Origin of the sequence: Paenarthrobacter sp. AT5, from assembly GCF_032764245.1 — a bacterium.
GTDB lineage: Bacteria > Actinomycetota > Actinomycetes > Actinomycetales > Micrococcaceae > Arthrobacter > Arthrobacter ureafaciens.
Genome location: NZ_CP136441.1, coordinates 1,946,884 through 1,969,227, shown reverse-complemented (window position 1 = coordinate 1,969,227; position 22,344 = coordinate 1,946,884). Strand labels below are relative to the sequence as shown.

20 protein-coding genes are annotated in these 22,344 nt (G+C 60.3%); 17 read left to right on the top strand and 3 right to left on the bottom strand.

Going from position 1 to position 22,344, the window contains the following annotated elements:
* The first annotated feature begins 836 nt into the window (after positions 1-836).
* Complete coding sequence (locus RI444_RS09000; RefSeq protein ID WP_207605903.1) at positions 837-1,796, top strand: LysR family transcriptional regulator; 960 nt, start codon at positions 837-839, stop codon at positions 1,794-1,796.
* Positions 1,797-3,013: 1,217 nt separating this feature from the next.
* Here RI444_RS09000 and RI444_RS08995 read toward each other — a convergent pair.
* Together RI444_RS08995 and RI444_RS08990 are read right to left on the bottom strand one after the other, a co-directional pair.
* Positions 3,014-3,808 carry an HpcH/HpaI aldolase family protein gene (locus tag RI444_RS08995; RefSeq protein ID WP_207604645.1) on the bottom strand — a complete coding sequence of 265 codons (795 nt, stop codon included), beginning with the start codon at positions 3,806-3,808 and terminating at the stop codon, positions 3,014-3,016.
* A gap of 873 nt (positions 3,809-4,681) precedes the next feature.
* The gene (locus RI444_RS08990) at positions 4,682-5,260 is read right to left on the bottom strand and encodes a TetR/AcrR family transcriptional regulator (protein ID WP_207604639.1); all 579 of its coding nucleotides are present in this window, start codon (positions 5,258-5,260) and stop codon (positions 4,682-4,684) included.
* 456 nt (positions 5,261-5,716) lie between these two features.
* On the opposite strand from RI444_RS08990, the gene RI444_RS08985 reads away from it, so the two are divergent.
* From RI444_RS08985 to RI444_RS08910, 16 genes are all read left to right on the top strand, one after another.
* The gene (locus tag RI444_RS08985; RefSeq protein WP_207604638.1) at positions 5,717-6,685 is read left to right on the top strand and encodes an SDR family NAD(P)-dependent oxidoreductase; all 969 of its coding nucleotides are present in this window, start codon (positions 5,717-5,719) and stop codon (positions 6,683-6,685) included.
* 118 nt (positions 6,686-6,803) lie between these two features.
* Positions 6,804-7,715, top strand: coding sequence for an MBL fold metallo-hydrolase (locus RI444_RS08980; protein WP_207604637.1), 912 nt, complete (start codon positions 6,804-6,806; stop codon positions 7,713-7,715).
* 240 nt (positions 7,716-7,955) lie between these two features.
* A complete protein-coding gene (locus RI444_RS08975) occupies positions 7,956-8,951 on the top strand; it encodes a cyclase family protein (RefSeq protein WP_207604636.1) in 996 nt (331 codons plus the stop codon).
* 83 nt (positions 8,952-9,034) lie between these two features.
* A complete protein-coding gene (locus RI444_RS08970; RefSeq protein ID WP_207604635.1) occupies positions 9,035-10,420 on the top strand; it encodes an MFS transporter in 1,386 nt (461 codons plus the stop codon).
* 315 nt (positions 10,421-10,735) lie between these two features.
* The gene (locus RI444_RS08965; protein ID WP_316963893.1) at positions 10,736-10,909 is read left to right on the top strand and encodes a hypothetical protein; all 174 of its coding nucleotides are present in this window, start codon (positions 10,736-10,738) and stop codon (positions 10,907-10,909) included.
* Entirely contained in the window at positions 10,906-11,163 is a 258-nt protein-coding gene (locus tag RI444_RS08960; RefSeq protein WP_316963892.1) for an alcohol dehydrogenase catalytic domain-containing protein, read from the top strand. Before RI444_RS08965 ends, RI444_RS08960 begins: the two co-directional genes overlap by 4 nt.
* Complete coding sequence (locus RI444_RS08955) at positions 11,117-11,434, top strand: zinc-binding dehydrogenase (protein WP_316963891.1); 318 nt, start codon at positions 11,117-11,119, stop codon at positions 11,432-11,434. The genes RI444_RS08960 and RI444_RS08955 overlap by 47 nt, the downstream gene beginning before the upstream one ends.
* A gap of 71 nt (positions 11,435-11,505) precedes the next feature.
* The gene (locus tag RI444_RS08950; protein ID WP_316963890.1) at positions 11,506-11,766 is read left to right on the top strand and encodes a hypothetical protein; all 261 of its coding nucleotides are present in this window, start codon (positions 11,506-11,508) and stop codon (positions 11,764-11,766) included.
* Between the two features lie 501 nt (positions 11,767-12,267).
* Positions 12,268-12,630, top strand: coding sequence for a hypothetical protein (locus RI444_RS08945; protein ID WP_207604634.1), 363 nt, complete (start codon positions 12,268-12,270; stop codon positions 12,628-12,630).
* 284 nt (positions 12,631-12,914) lie between these two features.
* The gene (locus tag RI444_RS08940) at positions 12,915-13,037 is read left to right on the top strand and encodes a hypothetical protein (RefSeq protein ID WP_276514954.1); all 123 of its coding nucleotides are present in this window, start codon (positions 12,915-12,917) and stop codon (positions 13,035-13,037) included.
* A 1-nt stretch (position 13,038) separates the two neighbouring features.
* Positions 13,039-14,457: an aldehyde dehydrogenase family protein gene (locus RI444_RS08935; RefSeq protein ID WP_207604633.1), complete on the top strand. Its 1,419-nt coding sequence runs from the start codon at positions 13,039-13,041 to the stop codon at positions 14,455-14,457.
* 141 nt (positions 14,458-14,598) lie between these two features.
* Entirely contained in the window at positions 14,599-15,555 is a 957-nt protein-coding gene (locus RI444_RS08930) for an alpha/beta hydrolase (RefSeq protein ID WP_242703069.1), read from the top strand.
* Complete coding sequence (locus tag RI444_RS08925; protein WP_207604632.1) at positions 15,548-17,128, top strand: flavin-containing monooxygenase; 1,581 nt, start codon at positions 15,548-15,550, stop codon at positions 17,126-17,128. The genes RI444_RS08930 and RI444_RS08925 overlap by 8 nt, the downstream gene beginning before the upstream one ends.
* 291 nt (positions 17,129-17,419) lie before the next feature.
* The gene (locus RI444_RS08920; protein ID WP_207604631.1) at positions 17,420-17,866 is read left to right on the top strand and encodes a nuclear transport factor 2 family protein; all 447 of its coding nucleotides are present in this window, start codon (positions 17,420-17,422) and stop codon (positions 17,864-17,866) included.
* 481 nt (positions 17,867-18,347) lie between these two features.
* Positions 18,348-18,668, top strand: coding sequence for an EthD family reductase (locus RI444_RS08915; RefSeq protein ID WP_207604630.1), 321 nt, complete (start codon positions 18,348-18,350; stop codon positions 18,666-18,668).
* Between the two features lie 1,101 nt (positions 18,669-19,769).
* On the top strand, positions 19,770-20,921 hold the full coding sequence (locus RI444_RS08910) for an IS30 family transposase (protein WP_242703068.1): 1,152 nt from the start codon (positions 19,770-19,772) through the stop codon (positions 20,919-20,921).
* Positions 20,922-21,432: 511 nt separating this feature from the next.
* On the opposite strand, the gene RI444_RS08905 is transcribed toward RI444_RS08910, so the two are convergent.
* Positions 21,433-22,344, bottom strand: coding sequence for an AraC family transcriptional regulator (locus tag RI444_RS08905; protein ID WP_207604629.1), 912 nt, complete (start codon positions 22,342-22,344; stop codon positions 21,433-21,435).

Sequence of the window (22,344 nt, the reverse complement as noted above, 5' to 3'; positions counted from 1 at the left end):
CAAAGCCGGACCACATGACAGGACACTAACCCGCGCTCCTCCGAGTACTTCGGTGTAGTGGCACAGTCACTCAGTGCCACTACACCGAGTAAGGCCAGCTAATGACGTCGTATAAACATGAAGACTGGGCCCAGCTCATCAATGTTCCAGTAGAAATTCGCCAGCACGGACGGACTATTAGAACCGGTGTGGTGGACAACGCTATGCCCGACTCCTCCGCCCTATGGATCGCAGCCGACGGCATTCAACCCCGACAAATATTTGAAGCAGCCCTTGGTCACGAAGTCTGGGTGATACCCCAGCAACTGTCCGGTGCGACCACGTACCGCATGACCTCGGATCGACTCTTCCAATCCCTCTCCACCTCGTGAGTATGACGGATTACGGAAGACAAGGACTTCAAGTCCACGCATACCAAACCCACAGAAGCCGAATAGCCGCTGCGACCACACAACGGGACCCATGACAGCCTTTTACATGACCCCTGTGCCCTTACCAATGGCCGCATAACAGTCAGCGAAATGGTCAACAACATTCACATGCTGACAACGAAATCCAGCGGGGAACATGTCCTGATCGACGCCGCCGATGACTCCACGCCATTGAGCAATTGCTAGAGAAAGCCAAATCTGTCACATAAGCGCCGCGATACCCACCACACACCAGCACTGGGGCCACATTCGGTCCCTAAAGGAACTCGAGAGGCTCACCGGCGCCAGGGCCGCGGCGAGAAGGGACGACGCCGAAGCCCTATATGGCCCACACGGGCACTTGAGTTCGCCCGTTGGATTCGTGCCAATGGCAATTTCAGCACAACGAAAGTGCAGAATCGCAGAATGAACCCTAACGTCGATGACCTGTTGGTACTGCTCGCAGTATCGCGGTCAAGTAAGTTCACGACAGCCGCCCGGGCCTTGGGACTTAGTCACACCACCGTTTCGCGCAGAATTGCTGCCTTGGAGGAGGTTTTAGGTGGGCGTGTTCTCGTGCGGGCAGCTGGCGGCTGGGAACTGACGGAGCTTGGAGCAAAGGCCGTGGCGGCGGCCGAACAGGTCGAAACCGTGATTGGAACGCTGCGGTTGTCGGGTGAGGCGCAGGAATCGCTCACCGGTGTCGTCCACATGACTGCTACCGACGGTTTCAGCGCTTATATTGCAGCCCCAGCAGTGGCACGGCTGCGTAAACAACATGCGGGCTTGAGCGTGGAAATTGTTACAACGACAAGGCGCGCCCTACAGCAAAGATCAGGCGTGGACATCGAGGTAGTCGTCGGTGAACCGCAGGTCCACCGGGCGGAAGCTTTTAAGTTGGGCGAGTACATGCTCGGGACCTACGCCTCACGGGCATACCTGGAAAGCAACAGGGTACCCACAACAGTTAAAGAGCTGGCAGAGCACCCGCTGGTGTACTTCGTGGATTCGATGCTGCAGGTCGATAACCTGGATGCTCCACGCCGATTGGTGCCCAACATGAAGGACAGTCTGAGCTCAACCAACGTTTTCGTCCATTTGGAAGCGACCAGGGCTGGCGCAGGTATCGGCTTCCTTCCCTGCTTTATGGCCGACCTGCATCAGGACCTGATCAGGCTGTTGCCGGGAGAATTCGCGGAGCTAGTCCCTTACTGGATGGTTCTGCGCCCGGACTCCCTGCGCCGACCCGCGGTTGTGGCAGTGGCGCGCGCTTTGCAGGAAGAGACTTTGGCCCAGCGGGAAGCGCTTCTGGGGATCAGGAGTCATCATCCAAGCCGGGCATCAGTCGGTAGCGCCACAATCACTGCCGACCGGGGCCTCGCATAGCCAACCCGAAGTCCTTCTCCAAGAGCTCAATCCCGCACCGACCGGGAGGGGCTGTTGTTCCATGTACTGCGCGACAGCCAGGTCTATTCGTAGGGATAAAAAATGCGATCGTCGACAGTCTTAAGCGGCCCCGGAGACCGTAATGGCGATGTGCCGCAGCGCACGGCCAGGTCCATGGTGCCTTCGCGGTGCTCCGCGCGCTGAGTCAGGACCTCGGCAATGATATTGGCCTGGGTGGCGTGCGGGCATGACTCTGGTCTGGAGCTGCGGCCCTGAATCAGGAACCGCGACATAAGGCTCAAGCACCGAACGGTTCTGAACTCTTTTCACAAATGTGACTATGGGCATTCCCGTCCGTTGGTTGTAGTGCCAGACCACCTTCTGAACTGTGCCGTTGTCATCCGGCTACCAGGCCGCTTTAACACATTGGACTGGCATAGACCAGGTGATCCGTGCAACACGCGCCGGTTGGACTTGTGTTGCAAACCAGGTGCTGTAAAGCCTTTGAGCCCATCCCTTCCGGGGCTGGGACGCCGAACTGCCGTGCGCCGATAGCACTCGGCTCAGCGGGCAGCGGACAGGCCTGCAACCAAAGCTGTCAGTCGTAGCCCCCATCAAAACTCTTGACGGCCCTCATCGAAGTTCGTGCCCCATCTTTCGAGAGTCACACCTAAGGGAACGTTGCTGCTAAGGCTCGCTTCATAGCGTCCTGGGGCTAATCGCGTGATCGAGATGCCAACGCGTTCGATCATAGCCGCCGGCTTCAGGAGATCCACGGCTTTATCGAGAGCGGCGTCCAGTTCCTTCCGGGTGGTTACGGCTACAACAAGAGAACGGACTACTGCGTGCATGGTCATTGTCCTTACTCCGACGGCGGGGTCAGTACTGTGGCAGGGCCTGCGACGAAATGTCTGCGCGCGGAATGAAGTGAAGGCTGATGGGAAATTCATTTGGCCAACACGCACGTTGGCTGGCATGAGAGATGGCTCCCTGAATGGGGCTTTCCGCCCGAGACCCCGGGCAGGGTGTTGTGCCGGGAGTACCGGACGGATGCTCAGTGATCCGTGGTGCAGGTTTGCCGCCCCTTCCGGGCCAGCGCGAGGTGGCTCGATCGGCGGTACCGAGAAGTTCAGCGTCGCGAGAAGACGGCCCGGGCGGCTGCGACTTGTTGTGGTGTAGCAGCTGCGCCGATGTCCGCGCTGGTGTTCCTGCGTTGTTTATCGTCGGGTGCCTACCGGCTTTTCGCTTGCACGCAAGGACTCAAGCTCGGAACGAAGTCGTGCTGTAAGGAGCCCGAAGTCAGCTTCAATGGTGCCGAAATCCAGACCGTGGAAACCATAGCCGGCCATGGCACCGATCCTTTTGCCCGCAGCATGAACAGTGGCGGCAGCCTCGTCCCAAATCCGTACGAGTTCTTTGATCGAGTCGGGACTGAACATGCTGCCCGGCAGCTCAAGGTCCTGCGAGAGGTCCCCCAGACCGAAGAAAACATAGTCGATGCCGTCCACGGCAAGGATCTCGGCCAGATTTTCAACCCCTTCACGGGTCTCGATGAGGGGAATGAGCAACACATTTTCGTTGGAGCTCTCACGGTGGGCGAACCAGCCGTCACCGCTGGACCAGCGCGCCCCCTCCGTCCCAGGGCACATTCCACGTCCGCCGGCCTGATAGCGCGTCGCCGCGAGGGCAGCGGCGGCCTGCTCCGCGGTACCGATCTTGGGCACGATGATCCCATGGGCACCAACGTCCAACGTTGCCTGGATCTGCGTCGGATCGTTAGCCAGCACGCGCACGATGGGGACAATGCCGTTCGCCTCGGCAGCACGGACATGGTTGGCGGTGCTGATGATGTCATTCGGGCCGTGCTCACGGTCGATCACGACGAAATCAACGCCAGCGGTTGCCACGGCAGCGGTGGCAGCAGGGTCAATGGACATCACGAACGTGCCAAGAGGCGTGCGGTGATCAGCGATGATCCCCTCAAAACGCTCACGGGCATTGACTCTCTTCAAGGTACTTCTCCTCTGCTGGGTGGACTGGCGAATTGGTTCGGCCGGAGCCTTCATTGCCACGCATAGCGATGGCACCACTCTGATGGGCTGAAACTAATGATCCAAAGAAATGTAGGTATGCAAAGCACACCGGGACTCACCGGAAAAAGGGTCCCGCGCGCGCAGCAAGACATCTTCCCCGACGCGGGTGTGGAGGTTCCCGCGACGAGAGGCATGGGCCGATCCCATTTCCCCACCGTAGCTAACTTGACGCAGACCGTCAAGTAATGAATGACTCGCGTCCGCCGTGCGGGAAGGGTAGTCAACTTATCTGAAATGCCCGCGTGTGGGACGCTGCATGAGTGGGGCTGTCCTCGGGCATGCAAGGATGTTTTTCCTGTCCGCCCTCGTGTTGCTCCCACGGGGGTTCCAGCTGCCGGGGCGGCGAGAGCCACCGCCGAAGAAGATGAGGGGATGCTGGCCGTAAAGCCACTGCAGGAGAACAGCTGCGACTCCCGGTTCGAAAGGGGGTGGAGGGCTGACAGGAGCCGAGTTTGCGGGAACGGAATCTTCACTGCAGTCATGGAATCTCTCTTGTCTATTCAGCTCGCCGGTGACGCTGATACCCCCAAGCATCCGATCAGAAGAAACCGGGCAGAAGCCGACGAGTGGCCGAAAATACCCTCCAAACGGCGGGGCTGCCAATCATCTGCATGAGTCAGCGAACAGTGTTTCTGTGTGATGTTCCAAGTACTCGTGGATCTCTTGCTTCGCCGGCAATACCGACCGTCCCTGCCGGAGCTTAGGGTTGCCATGACTCCCCCCTCCCTGCGCTGGGGCACGGCCGTCGGTACTAATGCAGATCGCCGACCCGAGTACGAGTCGGCGCTGAGGTTAGGCGCGCATACCCTTGAGGATGATAAGTCCGCACTCGTGCATGAGTTCCCGGTAAGCAGGAGAGTACGGCTGCAGGGCGAGTCCGAGGCCCCGGAATAAGACCTCGAAGTGACGGATCGACACGTCTGCTCTGATCGAGCCCTCCCCCTTGCCCTTTTCGATGAGAGCATTGAGCGCTTCAAAGGTGCGGCGGCCCGCCTTTTTGACGGCGTCGTCGGGACGATCGGGATTCATGGCGTCGCGGGCGGCCGACGTCAGTTGGATGGTGGGCTCCAGAAAGAGCTCAGCCAGCGCGTCCCATGCAGAAGGCGCCTGGAGGGCTTCGACGTATAAATCGTGGGCGCGATCGAAGAAAAGGATCGCCATCTCCTCCAAGAGTTGATTCCGGCTGCCGAACGTGGAATAGACCGTCCCCTTGCTAACGCCGGCCTCCGCAGCGACGTCGTCCATCGTCATCGCGCTGCCTACGCGCCTCAAGACGACTTCGGCCGCCTGACGAACCCTGGCCTCATTTTCGATTGCGTCAATCCGCCGGGGACGTCGGGGACCCTGCTGGCGGGACATCGTGGACTCCATGAGAGAAGGTTACCCGCAGACGAGGCAGCCACCACTTCGATATGCTGCGCCGCCAAGTACTCCTGCTCCCGGTGGACCCGGCAGTCACTGGCCCCGCCATGCGTTCTTCACTGGACGTCATAAACGTCCGGTTGACGAAGACCTCCGGGACGATGAGCTCTCGCCCTCGGCCGGCCTCCACCCGACAAGCCAGCAAAGCCTTGCATTGCCTTCGTCACCCCATGCGCACGGGGCAACCGGCAAATTGACGGCATACGTCAAGTTAATTACGCTGGTGACACCGATCGGCGCAGGCACCTCGTCGGGGAACGATTTATCCCCGGGTGGACACATCAATTGTTCAAAGACGAACGAATTTATGGCACTCGACAACGGCCGCGCTGGGCCCAAATTGACGAATGCAGCTAATTACTACGCCGAATTTATTCCTTAGTTACACACCCAATGGAGGGTCTTGTGAACGAAAACGAAACATCCTCGGTCCGTTACGACGGCCGCGCTATTCTCGTTACCGGAGCTGGTCGCGGAATGGGACGCACGCATGCTTTGGCTCTTGCCGAGCGCGGCGCATCGGTTCTGGTCGCCGATCGTGGTGTGACGATGAGCGGTGACGGTCTTGACACAGGTCCCGCGAACGAGGTGGTCGCTGAGATCCGTGCGGCGGGCGGAACAGCTGAGGCCTACAACGGCGATCTCTCTACGGAGGAGGGCGCGCGGGGAGCGGTCACGGCGACGTTGGCCGCCTTTGGGCGGATCGACGGGATCATCCACAACGCGAGCACGGCCCCCGACGCCGGACCGATGTACGAGACGCCGGACGAGGTCTTCGACCGCACGATCCAGGTCAACGTCTACGCCGCCTTCCACATGGCCAAGGCAGCCTGGCCGACTTTCCTCTCACAAAAGTTCGGACGCATCGTCGTCGTAACCTCGCACAGCATCTATGGGAACGCGAACTCCGTGCCCTACACCACAGCGAAGACCGGGTATATCGGGTTCATCAACTCCCTTGCAATCGAAGGCGCCGACCACAACATCACCGTCAACGCTGTCGCGCCGACCGCGAGAAGCCGCATGACTGAGCGGATGCAGAGCTCCGCTTACACCGACTGGCTTTTCGAAACCATGACGCCCGAGTCGGTGACCCCGACGGTCGCCTACCTAGTCAGCGAGGCGTCGAACGTCACCGGTCAGATCCTGTCCGCCGGCGGCGGCCGCGTCGCGCGCATCACCCTCGCAGAGACGCGGGGCGTGCTCGGACTGGGCGAGAGCATCGACGACGTGCACCAGCACATCGATACCATCCTTTCGGACAAGGACTGGATGTTCCCCGCCTCGCTCGCGGAGCGCGGACTCGTCGTCGCCGAAATGATGGGCTGGAAACCCTCAGCCGTCGACGGCAACCCCTACACAATGCGCAACTGACGACTCACGCCCCGGCCGACACCGCACCCTCGGCCTCACCCCCGCGACAATCGCACACCGCCGATCCTCGCACTCCCCACCCCACCCGCTCTTCTACCAGGAAAGCCGAGGGTCAACGATGACCGAACTGAGCACCGCCATACCCAAGTCCACACATGACACATGGACAGTTGGAGACGTTCGCGTCACCCGCGTGGTGGAGCAGGTGATGCCGCTGGCGATGTCCTTTCTCCTTCCGCAGGTCACCACCGCGGATGTCGCCGCTAATGAGCACTGGCTCCGACCGGACTATATCGATGACGACGGGGCCGCCACGCTAAGTAGTCACTCTTACGTGCTCGAGACCGGGGGGCTACGGATTCTGGTCGATACGGGCTTCGGGAACGACAAGGAGCGTACCTACTACTCGACGATGGCACACCTCAATCTGCCGTATCTGGAGGAACTCGCGTCGGCCGGCTTTCCTCCTGAAAGCATCGACATTGTCGCGTGCACCCACCTTCACCTCGACCACGTCGGCTGGAACACGGTCTTCCGCGACGGTGTCTGGAAGCCGACCTTTCCCAATGCGCGATACATCCTCAACAAGGACGAGTACGACTTCTGGACGAGGGGTGGCCCCGAGCCTTCGATGGAAGCTGACCAGGCGCGCGTGGTCGCCGATTCGCTCGCGCCTGTGGTCCAAGCCGGTCAGGTCGACTTCTTCACCGGACGCCACGAAGTTGCCCCGGGCATCATGTTCGAGCCTTTTCCCGGCCACTCGCCGGGCAACTCGTTGCTCACGATCAGCTCGCAGGGTGAGGAAGCAGTCATCATCGGCGACATCTGGCACCACCCGCTCGAAATAGTCAATTCCGAATGGGCATACTCAGACGTTGATCCTGATCTGGCGCAGAAGGCCCGCGAGGACCTACTCGAGCTCGTCCTCGACAAACCGATCCTCGTCCTCGGCACCCATTGGGCCGGCACGAGCGCAGGATACGTGGTCACCGAGAACGGATCACCGCGGGTGGTCTCCAAACAGCCTTGACCAAATCTCAACCGGAACGCTCGATCACCAGCGCGCTGCAGCCGACGTCTTCCGCCGCTATCAGGATGACGTGTCCCGCTTGTCACAACGCTCGGCTCTGCTTCGACCACCCCCACCCCACGCGCCTGGTGGGGGAGCCGAGATGCTCCCTATGCATCTCGCGGCCAGCACCTTCACAAACGCCCATAACGCGGAAGCGGCGTCACCGCCGCCGCCAAATTCAACAAACAGGAGAACAAAATGACCAAACATGTAGAACCCTCATCCCAGGTAGAACCCTCGTCCGCTGCCGAGATCGAGGGCTACTTCGAGACACTCTCAAACTGGGGCCGATGGGGCAACGACGACCGACGAGGCACTCTCAACCTCATCACGCCCGAGGTCCGCCTCGCAGCTCTCGCCTCCGTGCGCCACGGCCAGGCGGTCTCCCTCTCCAGAGATATCGACCCCAAAAACCCCGATCCGGTGCACTCCGGCGTGGCGGCCGTCGAGCGCCGCACCCGCCCCCGCGAGATCGAGGAGATCATGCACATCTCACCGCGATGGGAGGCCATGGGAGAGGACATCCACATCAGCCCCCACGGCGGCAACGCCCACCTCGACGGCCTCGCCCACTACAGCTGGGACGGCAAACAGTACAACGGCTTTCCCGAGGCAGACTCGTCCGCAGAGACCGGCTCGAAATACCTCGACGTCAGCCACGCCAGTGAGGGCTTCATCACTCGAGGCGTGCTTCTCGACATCGCTGGACTGTTCGGCGTGGAGCACGTCGAACGCGGCTACGCGATCCTGCCCGAAGACCTGCTCGCCGCTGAGAAACGCCAAGGAATCACGGTGCGGTCCGGTGATGCTCTGCTCATCCACACCGGTAACGCCGACGCCATCGTACGGTTCGGGACGCTCCACCACGACGGAAAAACGGGCCCCATCGACGGAGTCCAATCCGGTCTGCACGCTTCCTGCCTCCCGTTCCTGCGCGAACGCGACATCTCCGTCATGGGAGCCGACGGCACACACGATCTCCAGCCGCCCCAGCTGGAGGATTTCGACTTCGCCCGCCCGATCCACACGGTAAGCCTCGTTTCGATGGGACTCTGGCTCATCGACAACATGGACCTCACCGCTCTCGCCGCCGCCTGCGAAAAGGCCCAGCAATGGGACTTCCTCTTCACCGCCCTCCCCTGGCGCTTCGTAGGCTCCACCTCGAGCCCCCTCAACTGCGTCGCCGTCCTCTAACAACCCATTCCAATCCCGGCATCGCATAAAACCGATGCCGCAATCCGTCCTCACAAGGACCGAAGCCCCAAGGAGGGCACACCATGTCGTTCAAAGACGAATCTAGGGTGGAGCAGACTATGGCTGGAAAGATTGATGAAAGCCCGGCACTGAAACGCGTGACACGCAAAATACTGTTTCGGTTGGCGCCCTTTGTCGCCATGTTGTATTTTTTCTCGATGCTGGATCGCGCTGCCATCGCTTACGCAGCGCCGAATGGCATGAACACCGATCTGGGGCTAACGGCGACACAGTTTGGGCTCGCGTCCAGCCTATTTTTCCTGGGATATATTCCTTTCAGCATTCCCATCAGCCTCGCATTACGCCGCTTCGGCGCACGACGCGGCCTTGCGATGATTTTGGTTGCATGGGGAGCGGTACAAGCGCTGACCGCTCTGACGTTCGATGCGACGAGCCTCAACGTACTTCGGGTCCTTCTGGGCGTGACGGAAGCGGCATTCGTTCCTCTAGTTCTGGCCTATCTGACAGCTTGGCTGCCAAGCAAACCCCGCGCCCGTGCCTTCTCCATTTTTTTCATTGCGGCAAGTCTGGCAACAGTCATAGGGGGCCCGCTCCTTGTTTTCATCCTTCAGTGGGGACAGAGCCTCCATGCGGACATGGCTGGGTGGCGTTTCATGTTTCTGTTCAGTGGTGTTGTGCCGATGGCAATCGGGATCATTGTCCCCTTCTATCTCAAAGACCATCCCGACCGTGCTAGCTGGCTTTCGGCCGTGGAGCGCGAGACTCTGTCTCGCGCGGTCAATAATGAGCTAGCCGCGGTGGATGCCGGGTCGCGGCGGGCGACGGATGCATTCCGGAGCGGACGCGCTTGGGCCCTGACCGCAGGCTACATGGCACCGATGTTCGCAGTCTATATCCTGACCTTTTTTCTCCCCACCATGATCAGTAGCTTTTCACCAAATGCCACGCCGCTCGAAGTGTCACTGCTTGCGTCCATTCCCTTCATTTTCGCCATCATCGGGATCTTGACGCTAGGCCGCTCCATCTCTAGGTTTGGTCATCCGGGTCTGCACATGCTGATCGCGCTGACAATCGGAGCTGCTGGAGCACTTCTCGCATTCGCAAACACCGGACCCTTGGTAAACATGATCGGCCTATCAATTGCTGCATTGGGGTGCCTCTCGGTCCCTCCTGCCGCCTTCAGTATCCCAACGCGAATTTTCGCCGGGGGCGCGGCGGTCGCCGTAATATCGATGATGACGTCCATCTCAAGCATCGGTGGTCTGCTCGGTCCGGTGGTGACAGGTTTCTTTGCAGATCTCACAGGCTCAGCTCTCAATGTCTTCGCCGTCGTCGCCGCCTTACTAGTCCTTTGCGGCGTGATCTTCTACACGGTTGACCGTCGTTCAGAACGCGAACTGGATCGCGCGGCCGAAACCCGCGAACCGGCAGTCTTAGAAGGTCATTGACTCAGCAGGAGAAGAAGCTGGGGAACCGCCTTCTCCTGTAAGCGGCAGCGTTCAAACAACCGCTTCAAGCGGGTCTGCCGCTGCTTTGTACAACACCCGGATTACTTGTGGATCAATTCCGTCTTGGATCCGTGCACCTGCCGCCCCGCACTGCACCCCGGCGCCAAGACGTACTAATCCCTCCCACGTGCACACGGGCTCGCCCTTGTGCACGTGGGAACTTCCCCTCGGCACGCCAGTACATTCGTGAAAAATCGGCAATGTCAGTGACAGGAAATAGGCCGCCCTCACGGGTAAGGGTCAGGAGAAAGCGAGATGAAGGAACTTCAATACCGCACCATCGGGGCGCCCCCTGAAGGGGTAAAAATCGAAACCCCAGAGCCCGGTCCTGGCCAGGCCCGGCTGAAGGTGACCGCGGCCGTGGTGTCCCACTCGGACGAGTTCACCATGAACTTTCCCGGAGAGCGGTCTGCTGCGGGCCTCCCTTGACGCTGGGACACGAGGGCGCCGGCATCGTCGACAAACTCAGAGACCGAGTCGTGGGCGTGCAGTTCGGTGACTCTGTGGCCGTTTACGGGCCGTGGGGTTGCGGTAATTGCTACGCGTGCTCCCAGGGCAAAGAAAGCTATTGTTTGCAGGCCGCCGATCCCGGTATCGCCCCTCCCGGGCTCCGCCCCTGGCGCCATCGTCGAGTAAATGATCGTCGACAATGCCCGCCACCTGGTGCTCCTCGGGGACCTTGACCCCGTGGCGAGTGTGTCACTGACCGACACCGGGCTCACCCCGTATCACGCAATCAAACACTCACCACCCAAGCTCGTCCCTGGCCCGGTTGCCGTTGTTATCGGCACAGGAGGACTTGGACACGTAGCAATCCAAATCCTGCGGGCAACATCCCACACCACCGTCGTAGCTCTGGACGTGAACGAGGACAAACTGCAACTAGCCAAAGACGTCGGCGCCCATCACGTCTTCCTGTCCAACGACGACGCCATAACCGAAGTGAAGACCTGACGCACGGCCCCCGGCGCCCAAGCGGTTTTCGACCTCGTCGGAATCCAGCCCACAATACACTCGGCCAAGCTATGGTCCGCTCCGAAGGCTACCAAATCTTGGTCGGAGCCGGATCAGGCTCCCTACCGGTTGGGATGCTGAACAAACCCTACGAAGCCACCGTCCGCAGCCCTTGCTGGGGCTTCAGATCCGAATTGTTCGAGGTCCTCGACCCCGCCCGATCCGGCGCCGTACACGTCGAAGCAGAGATCTTCACCCTCGACGACGTACTCACTGTCGACGAGAAACTGCATGCAGGGAACCTACGCGGACGAGCCATCATCCTCCCCTGACCGAGATACTCGAGGGCACCCGTTCAGCAGCAGTTCAGGCGAGCAGGACTTACGGAAGCTGTCTAGATGTATTGACCATGGACGTTGGGCACGTGGGACGCGGTTAGGTGGCAAAAGAAGACTTCCGAGTGGAGCGGAGCTTGTCCAGGAGTCCGAACCACAACGACGTCTTCAACGTCCGATGCACAGGCCTCGCTTTTCTTCGCCAGGGAGCTCGACTCTCGCCGCCGCTGGTCCGCCGATTGATCGATGGAATGCGCGCTGTTGATTATGTGGTCGGGTCGGTCTGCGCCGACCTGCGGGAGCAAGGCGCGAACGTCGCCGCGCGAACCTACCGGGAGTGGAAGAAACGGATGAACTCGGAGCCGTTATCCGAATCAATCCCAAGGATCGGGACCGGAAACCTGCCCTGCGCTTACTGCAGTGCCGCGAACACCCATTTTCTGCGCTATGTTCGGGACCGACTGTTTCACCGTTCGCCCGGTCGCGATATCAGTCAGGGTGAACCAGGAACTGGCCGGACGCCACGCCGCCCCAGGCCCGACCAGGTCATTCGAAACGAACCCGGGTACCGCGTCGCCCCAATCCGCCCAGGTCCTCACCGGGATCTGGAACTTCAACAAACGAGCCGGGCTTGGTACGCGACCGGCGCCGCAGTTTCGCCCGCTCGCGAGCTGGCTTCCGATGATCGTCGCCGCGCTCATCCGCATCAGCAGCGCAGCACTCTCATCGCTCAATGCCAACTCCCCGTCCCGACGCAGCAAGGGGACCAGCACCGGCAACACCTGCACCAGCCACTTGCCGGCCGGAGTCCTCAACACCGCCCAGCACGCTCCCACGACGTTTGTGTTTCATCACGAATAGTTCGGTCGCTTCGGCCAGCCCTTGATGCTGGAGAAACCGGAACCGGTAACGGACCTGGCCTCGAGGCGCATCTGGTCGCGGTCGCCTCCTCGCTGCCGAGCAGGATGCCTGAGCCGGGATGGATACCGAAGCCGAAACGCAGGTCAGTCTTCGCTCGCGTTAAAGGTCAGGGGCTAAGAGTTCTCTAGCGCCGCTCCATCGTCCTTCTGCTGGCCCAGCCCTGGCCGGAACGGCCAGCATTCTGTCCGTTCTAGCCATTCTTCATCGTGCCAGGCGTCAGTAACGTGGATCACATCCGAGTTGCCCGTCTTGACCGTAAGCACTCAGGGCGTGAAGACCTCGCCCGCATGCACGCTGTCCTCGGCCTGACGCACTACCCACCCACTCTCGAAGAAGCGAGTACGTGACATGACTGTCTATGACAAGCATTACATCAACGGCGTCTGGCGCCCGTCCACTAGCACCGAGTTCATTCCCGTGGTCAACCCGGCCACGGGAGAGGAGATTTCCAGTGTTGTGGCAGGGACGTCTGCGGATGTTGATGCAGCGGTGGCTGCAGCGGCCGCTGCCGGGCCGGGGTGGTCCGAGACTCCTGTTGCGGTCCGTGCCAAACTACTCGAGGGCGTGTCCCAGGGGCTTACCGAGCGGCTGGAAGAGATCGCCCAAATCATCTCCCAGGAGATGGGATCACCCATTGGTTTTGCTCGCGCGGCGCAGCTTCCTCTGCCTATCCACAGCTTCGGTAGCGCAGCACAGATCGTTTCGGAGTTCGACTTCGAGCACCGGCAGGGACCATCCACTATAGTGCGCGAGCCGTTTGGTGTGGTGGGTGCAATCACGCCGTGGAATTATCCGCTCTTCCTTGTCGCCTGCAAGGTGGCATACGCACTTGCCGCGGGCAACACGGTGGTTCTTAAGCCAAGCGAGGTGGCTCCACTCAGCACCATTGCTTTGGTGGATATCTTCGATTCGGTGGGATTGCCTCCGGGCGTGGTCAACGTGGTGTTTGGTACCGGCCCGGTGGTTGGGGAAGCCATAGCGGGGCATCCGGACATTGCGATGGTTACCTTCACCGGCTCGACAGGGGCGGGTAGGCGCGTCGCCGAACTGGCAGCGCCAACGATCAAGCGCGTGGCTCTGGAACTTGGCGGCAAGAGCCCTAACGTTCTTCTTGACGACGCCGATTTGTCAAAGGCTATCCCTGCCGCGGTACAGAGCGCGATGATGAACTCCGGGCAGACCTGTTCGGCTCTGACCCGCCTTGTCGTCCCGCGGAAAAAGCAAGCAGAGGTCGAATCGCTCGTGACCGCGGCCCTCTCCGGCTACTCGGTGGGCGATCCCGCGGACGAGAAGACCGTTCTTGGCCCCTTATCGTCCGTGAGGCAGCAGCAGCGGGTTTTAGATTACATCGCGCGGGGCAAGGCTGAGGGTGCCCGCCTGGTTACCGGCGGTGGCACGGGCCGGCCCGAGGGCGACCGGGGGGCCTACGTTGAGCCCACCGTGTTTGCTGATGTCGACTCGTCCATGGTCATTCACCGTGAGGAGATCTTCGGACCGGTTCTGGTGATCGAGCCTTATGAGGACGAGGATGATGCTGCCCGCATTGCCAATGACAGCGTCTATGGGCTGGCTGGGGCGGTGTGGTCCGGAGATTCTGCCCGGGCGCGTTCCTTCGCCCGACGGATCAAGGCTGGCCAGGTTTCTGTCAATGGCAGTCCTTTTGATCCGAACGCGCCTTTCGGCGGGTACAAGCAGTCGGGCATTGGCCGGGAGGCTGGTCTTTACGGCCTCGAGGAGTTCCTTGAGGTCAAGGCCATCCAGGCCTGAAGACGCCCGCTTCACCAGCGCTGTTTGTCTCCGGCGCCTCGGAGTGCAACCGCCGTAAGGATCTGGCTGAGCTCGCGAGGCCGTTCGAAACCAAATGGGCCGTGGGTCCACAGAATTCAAGATTGTCGAGGATGATTTGTCATGCCGTTAGAACCCGCATCGCAAGCCCTGTTGGCGCAGTTCGCCGAGGGGGGAGGCCCTGCGATCCACGAGTCGACTCCTGCGATCGCCCGAATGGGCGGCCCGATTATGTCTGGGCTAACCGGACCTGGTCCTGAGGTCGGCGCTGTCCGCAATTTGAAGATTGATGCCAAGGGCGGCACTTTCCGGACCCGTGTTCTTCAACCAGCAGGTCAATCGCAGGCGATCATCGTGTACTTCCACGGTGGTGGCTGGGTCCTTGGTGACATCGACCTGCAGTACGATCACCTGGGCCGCCAGCTTGTGAACATGACGCAGTCGACTGTGGTGCTTGTCAACTACCGAAAGGCACCCGAATTCCCTTTTCCCACTGCGATCGAGGACAGCTTTGCCGCGCTGACGTGGGTGGCCGATCATGCGACCGAGCTGGCACCCCAGGGGGTTCCGCTCATCGTTGCCGGTGATAGTGCAGGAGGGGCTATCGCTGCTGTGATGACACAGTGGGCACGGGACAAGGGACTGAAGGTCGATTACCAGGTTCTGGTTTACCCGGTGACCGATTGCGACTTCGACAGGGCCTCGTACTTGGCGCCGGAGAACCAGCTGATGCTCAGCAGGGACACAATGATTTGGTTCTGGGGGCATTACCTTGCCGACGAGGAAGCCCGTGCGGATCCTGATGCTTCTCCGCTTCGCGCAAAGAGCTTGAAGGGGCTACCGCCGGCGTTGGTATATGTAGCCGAGTACGACCCGTTGCACGATGAAGGCGTCGCGTACGCGAAGGCCCTTGAGGACGCTGGGGTCGCCGTCACGCTCGAAGAGGCCGAAGGCCAGATGCATGCATTCTTCCAAATGGCTAACATCCTGCCCGGATCCAACGAGGGCATGCGCCTCGTGGCAGACCACATAAACCATTTTGTTGCCTCGTTTGACCCAAGGAGCCTGATCAATGTCTGACCACGACGTCCTCATCATAGGTGCAGGGTTCTCTGGCCTGTATCAGCTTCATCGGCTGCGCCAGCTTGGCTTCAACGCCCACGTCATCGATGCGGGCGAGGACGTGGGCGGGACCTGGTACTGGAACCGCTACCCTGGGGCGCGATGCGATGTCGAGTCCATCCAATACTCCTACTCCTTCGACCCCGAACTTGAACAGGAATGGAACTGGAGCGAGCGTTACGCCTCGCAGCCGGAACTCCTCTCCTACATTCAGCACGTGGCGGAGCGCTACGACTTGCGGAAAGACATAACGTTCGGGACGCGTGTCCAAGGGATGCAATGGGACGAAACCGCTAACCAGTGGACAGTGGTAAGCGACGACGGCGTATCACGGACGGCGCAGTTCGTCATATCAGCGACCGGATGTCTTTCCGTGCCGTCCCGCCCTGGGTTCGAGGGGATGAACGACTTCGACGGGGAGCTTTATTGGACGTCCAGCTGGCCACACGAAGGCGTCGACCTGGCCGGCAAAAAGGTCGCGGTCATTGGCACAGGCTCATCCGGCCTGCAGACAATAACCGCTATCGCTCCGGTGGTAGACCAGCTTACTGTCTTCCAGCGCACCCCGGTTTACGCCGTGCCTGCACACAATGGACCCAACGAGGAGCGTAACAAACAAGCGAAAGCCCGATACCGGGAAATTCGCGAGTACAGCCGCGCTACGCTCAGCGGCGTCGCGTGCAACGAAGGCACACGCCTGACAGTAGAAACCGAACCGGTAGCGGTCGAGAAGGAACTCGGCCAGCGATGGGACGAAGGTGGCCTGTGTTTCACGTTTGGTTTCAAAGACACCCTGACTGACCCGCTGGCAAACGCAGCTGCAGCCGAGTACGTCCGTAACCAGATCCGGGCCAAAATTAAAGATCCCGCACTGGCTGAGAAGCTGTCGCCCTGGTACCCCATCGCCAGTAAGAGGATGTGTGTGGACACCGGGTATTACGAGGTCTACAACAGGGATAACGTATCCCTCATTGACGTCAATGAACACCCCATTCACCGTTTCACGGAGGCCGGAATTCTCGCGGGCGGGAGCGCGCATGAATTTGATGTCATCATCATGGCGACGGGTTTCGACGCGATGACCGGTGCAATTAACAGTATGGACATCCGAAACGGCGCAACTACCCTGCGTGAGAAGTGGGCCCACGGGCCGCGGACGTACCTGGGACTCATGTCGGCTGGCTTCCCTAACCTGTTCATAATGACGGGCCCTCAGAGCCCTTCGGTGTTCTCGAACATGCTCACCTCCATCGAGTATCACGTGGAATGGATTACCGACGCCCTGAAGTACCTCCGCGAGCAGGGACTGACACGGATGGAAGCGGAGCCGGGCGTTGAAGACAACTGGGTGAATACCACCAACGACCTCGCCGCCCTTACGTTGATGCCGCAAGCCAACTCCTGGTATTTGGGCGCCAACGTCCCGGGTAAGCCAAGGGTGTTCATGCCATTCGTCGGAGGAGTGGGCACCTACAAGCAGATCGGAGACGGTGTCGCGATCTCGAATTACCACGGCTTCGAGCTGGACTGAACCGTTATCAGGCGAGACTCAGTACACGTCCACGGCGGCTACACCGCCGTCTAAACCTCAACCCCAGCGATCCGCTGTCGGTCCTGACTTACTTTGGGGGGAGGCAGGGCAGGCGGCGCCTGCTCGCTGGCGTCGTACGGACTGATGTTAACTTAGCAGCGGCCTGCGTGAGCAAGACGGGCCATTCTTTCCCTCAGCCGTCGGCTCACGGGCACGGCGGGAGGGAAATGGCATGGCAACGGGTCGGATCGAGTCACATCTTCGAGAACTCAGCAACCAAAGGAGTACCAAATGACCGAAGTCATGACGGATGAGCGCGCGATCATTGAGGTGGGGATGCGCTATGCGCGCAGTATTGACACTCGGGATCAGGAAAAATTCATGTCGTGCTTCACGCCCGACGCCGCTTTCGGATTGCCGAAGCTTCGATCCAATCTCGTTTTGGATCAGTCCCTTGCTTTCTTGAACGAATTATTCTCCGCCACCCAGCACGTCACCACGCAGTTCCAAGTCGAGGTTTCCGGCGATGAGGCATCCATGACCTCGTACTACATTGCAACCCACGTCTGGCGTAAGCAGCTTTCCGATCCCTTATTCGTGATGGGCGGCTTTTATGAGGACTCCCTGATTCGCACGCCGGATGGTTGGCGGATCCGCGATCGTCTTCTTGTCAACGTCTGGGTGACCGGTGATCGCGACGCTATCGCCGCGGCTGGAATGGCAGAACTCGTGCAGTGAACTGGCCGCAGATATATCTGCAGTTACCTTCTCCAAGGTAGAGCGCGCACCCGCCGTGCTAACCCGAGAGGCAACGATGACGCGCCCAGCGTCGCTGAATGAAGGAACATCAATTAGCGATTCCGTGAAGCACGACGACGTGCCATTCTCTGGGGTCCTCTGCGCAAGTCGAAGCTGTTGCCGTTTTCGGCTAATCCGCCACACACGAAAGTCGCACCGGACAGGTACCTGGCAGGAAGTGCAACTCCCCGTTACAGACACAGATGGTCGGGTAGCGCGAACGCACTCTCGGGTCGTCTCCTACAGCGTTGCGGGTCGAAGCAGGTACGACCGTCCAGTGGTTCGGGCTGCAGTAGAGCTACAGCGCGCACAAACCTTGCATTAGGTCTCGTCGTTGAAGCCAAGGGGTCGCTTCAGGAACAAATTTTCACGTCTCACCCAAAGCATCGACCATGTTTACGTCAAACCCGAGAGAAGAACCATGCATAAGATCATCGTCCTATACCCCGAACCGGCTGACCGCGATGCATTCATCGAGTACTACGAGTCGACCCATTTGCCGCTCGCGATGAAATTGCCGGGGCTGCGTTCCTGGCGGTACACCACAAACATCTCGCCGGGCGCCGGCGGCGGCCCTAGCCCGTACTTCGCGATCTTCGAGGCCGAGTTCAACGACGCCGGCGAGCTCCAGGCTGCGATGGCCTCGCCTGAAGGGCAGGCAGTTGCCGCGGACGTGCCCAATTACGCAACAGGTGGCGCCCTCGTTCTCGACTATGCCATTTCCGGCGGCAGCGGCTCCTGATCAGCGAACGACTAACTTAGGTCTGCCATCGGGATGCTCCAGCAGCGAAGCTCAGCGGGTAAAACGGTGAGTTTCGCTGCTGGAGAAGTTGAGGGGATGTTGCTTAGTGTCTCGATGGATATCGAGGGCGCTCGACGAAGTCAGGACGTGATCCCCCGCCTCGATCTGGGTGTCGAGCTCAAGGTGAACCTTGCTAGGGCTCCGGCGACGTAAGCCACGTCCGCAGCGATCTTCATGGTTAGCCGTGAACCCGACGATAGCTAAGCGGTTCTGACTTGATGCAAGGCTCAACGCTACGAATGGCGACAGCAAGCAGCCCCTTTACAGCCCCTCCCCTGACCATTTTTATACGCCGAAAACGGACCCTTCGTCAGATACCTGGCTACGGCTGGACTGTCCGGGACCTCCGTCAGTGGAGAGGACCGGGAGCCTAGCCCTGTTCATCTTTGTTTAGCCTGCTCAGTCAATGGGACCGGGGCCGGCCTTCTTTTCGTTTGGAACGACGAGCTTCGGCTGAGACGTTGGCCACCAGAATTGGCATCGCCTTGCACGCAGCCCGGGAATAGAAGTTGTCATATTGCTTGCCCATCTTTGCAACTCATGGCCATCGTGGGAAAGTTCATCGAGCACCTAGGGGCACATGTATAGACGTGCCGCATCCTCAATCTGTGCCTCATTCTGCCACCTCCCCCACAGCGCCTGGACAGTCTGGATCGACTCGTGGGCGTCGCTGATAGCGCTCAGAGCTCTCAGCGACGGGCTTGCCGTAGTTTGCGGCGACTGCCGAGTCGCTCCTGTGACGGCAATTCCTACCCGAACTGCTTGCTGAGCACGTCCAGTGGTTTGAACCGGCATGCGCGGTTGAACGGCTCCTGGAATGTAGGGGAACCCGAGGCCACAAATTCTAGGTGCGAGGTGGCCATCGAAATGGCCGCTCAGTGTCAGCGATGGTCGAAAATTGAGCCATTTCGCGGGCTTGGCGTCTAGTGGTCGTTGCAACACCTGAGCTTGTAGGAGTTGCAATTGGCAGAGATGAAAAGAGCAAGAAAGTCCCGGGGTGCCCCTCCAAAGAACGCCGCTCGGGCTCACTATGATCAGCTGATGAAACAGGGAATAGGCAATTCTGAGGCCTGCCGAATTGTGGGAATCAGCCGTAGCTCGGGTACGCGATGGCGGCACGGGCACTCGGTTGTCCTGAAGTCCGGAGACATCAAAAAGGTTGCTCCCATCTCGCATCAGAGGCCGGCCGTCATCTCCGCCCGGTTTCTCTCGGAGATGGAACGAATCACGATCGCGGACCTCCTGCATGCAGGGCGCAGCATTCGCGCTATCGCCACAGAGCTCGGGCGAAGTCCATCAACAGTGAGCCGGGAAATCCGCCGGAACGTGCACGAGCCCTCCGGTAACTACCGTCCGCGCACGGCCCAGCGCAATGCCGAGCGTCGACGGAGCCGCCAGCGGACCGGGAAGATCGCATCCAATCCCGTGCTGCGGGAGTTCGTGCGCGAACACCTGAAACAGCGCTGGAGTCCCCGTCAGATCAGCAACCGCTTGCGCGCCGTTTTCCCTGGACAAACAGAAATGCACGTCGTGCCGGAGACCGTCTATCAAGCCCTGTACGGGCGCGGAAGCCTGGAATTGGCCGTTGATCCTGCAGTCTCCCTGCGCACCGGACGGACCGGTCGCCGGCCGCGTCGTCGGAAGGAACACCGAACCAGGCGCTTCCCGGACATGGTCATGATCCGAGACCGGCCGGCAGAAGCAATCGGCAGATTAGTACCAGGGCATTGGGAAGGGGACTTAATCATTGGAAAGGGAGGCCGCTCTGCCATCGGCACGCTGGTCGAACGGACCACACGCTTCATCGTCCTCGTACACCTGGCCGGTAACCGCGGAGCGGAGAATCTGCGCGATCGACTGGCCGAAGCGATGGGACCGCTACCGGCCCATCTACGCCGATCTCTGACCTGGGATCAGGGCACTGAGATGGCCTGCCACCAGGATTTCACGCGGCAAACACTCATCCCTGTCTACTTCTGCGACCCAGCCAGCCCCTGGCAACGCGGATCCAACGAGAACATCAACGGCCTGCTCCGCCAATACTTTCCGAAAGGAACAGATCTCAGCGTCCACACCCGCGAACACCTGGCTATGGTCGCCGCCGAACTCAATCAGCGACCACGCGAAATCCTCGGATGGCAAAGCCCTTTGGAGCACCTGACTCGACTGGTCTCACCTTCGACCGAACCATAAATCGTTGCAACGACCGCTGAACTCCGCCGCCGTCACAATGGCTCAGTTTTCGACCGTCACCGACACTCAGGGCGCGTCATCGTGTCAATAAAATCGCTCAAGCCCGTGCGTCCGACGCCTCCGCGCACCGCAGGGAAATCGGGGATGAAGAGGAAGGCAAAAGTTGCCGCGCTCGGCTGCCTGCGCGCAGCGGATGTTGCCTGAATGGACGTTCGGTGCTCCCCCAGCTTTTCTAAGCGCCCCGTACCCGTCACTGAGAGCCATACTGAGGATTTTCTTGTCCGCCCTTGTGCCGCTCCTGTCGGGCTTTCAGCTGCGGAGGCGGTGAGTGTCGCTGCCGAAGAAGATGAGGGGATGTTGCTCGATGTCGCACGGAGGTCGAGCATCCGCAGCAGGGTCAGGACGTCGGCTTCGAGCTGGACTGACCAGACCGTTTTCCGAGTATCCGGGCGTCACGAAGGCCCGGGGCACTCAGGATATTTTGTAGCGACCGAGGGGTGCCCTGACATTTTCAGTCGCGTCGAAACCCTGGGACGGTCTCCGCCCAGCGGCTCTGAGCGCGCAGGAAGCTCGAAAGGTCACTAAAACCAAGTCGATACGCTGCTTCGGTTGCTGTTAGCTTTTGAACCGTGAGCAGCTCTTTGGTGATGACCGCGCGAACTTCATCCACGATCTGGCGATAACTGACGCCTTCTGCAGTCAACTTCCGCCGCAAGGTTCGTTCGGTCATGTGGAGCTCCCGTGCGACGGCCGCAATGCCGTCCTCCCGCCCACCCAGTCTTCGCAGCCTGGCCTGGACAGCCGCAGCGGTACCGCGGCGGTTCAACCGTTCGCTAAGTATCATCTCGCACTGGGCAATGCACTCCCCTGCAGTCTCGGGGCATGCTTGGGGGAGTTCCTGCGTAAGGTACTCCCGTTCGAAAACGATTGCGGTTTCGCGGGCGCCAAACTCAACTGGGACACCGAACGGAGGATCGCTATGCGTCGCGGAAAATTCTGAGTGCACCGAAAGTAGGGGAACCACCCCGGAGTTACCTGCGAACAGTTCATTGTGCATGTTCAGCGTGGCGGCAAGCTCGCGTTCCACGAGGAAACGCTTGACATCCTCAGGAACCCCCTGCCCGCTGAGGCGGGTGCAAAACCGGCCGTCCGGTGTGATCTCGGCGCTAAAGGCCGGAAAGGCGAACGTTAGCCCCATCAAACGCAGTGCCGTCCGCATCATGTCGACGATCCGGGGGCTACTCAGCAGCGCGAATCCGAACAGCCCGTACGTCGTCAGATGGAACTCCCGCCCAACTTCCAGCCCGAGACCCGGCCGGTTCTTAAACAACGCGAGGAGGTTCCGCGTGGCGGCTATCTCCTGGCTCGCGGTTATCAAGGTATCGCGCCGGTCAAGCTCCTCCGGAAGCAGCCCGGTTGACAC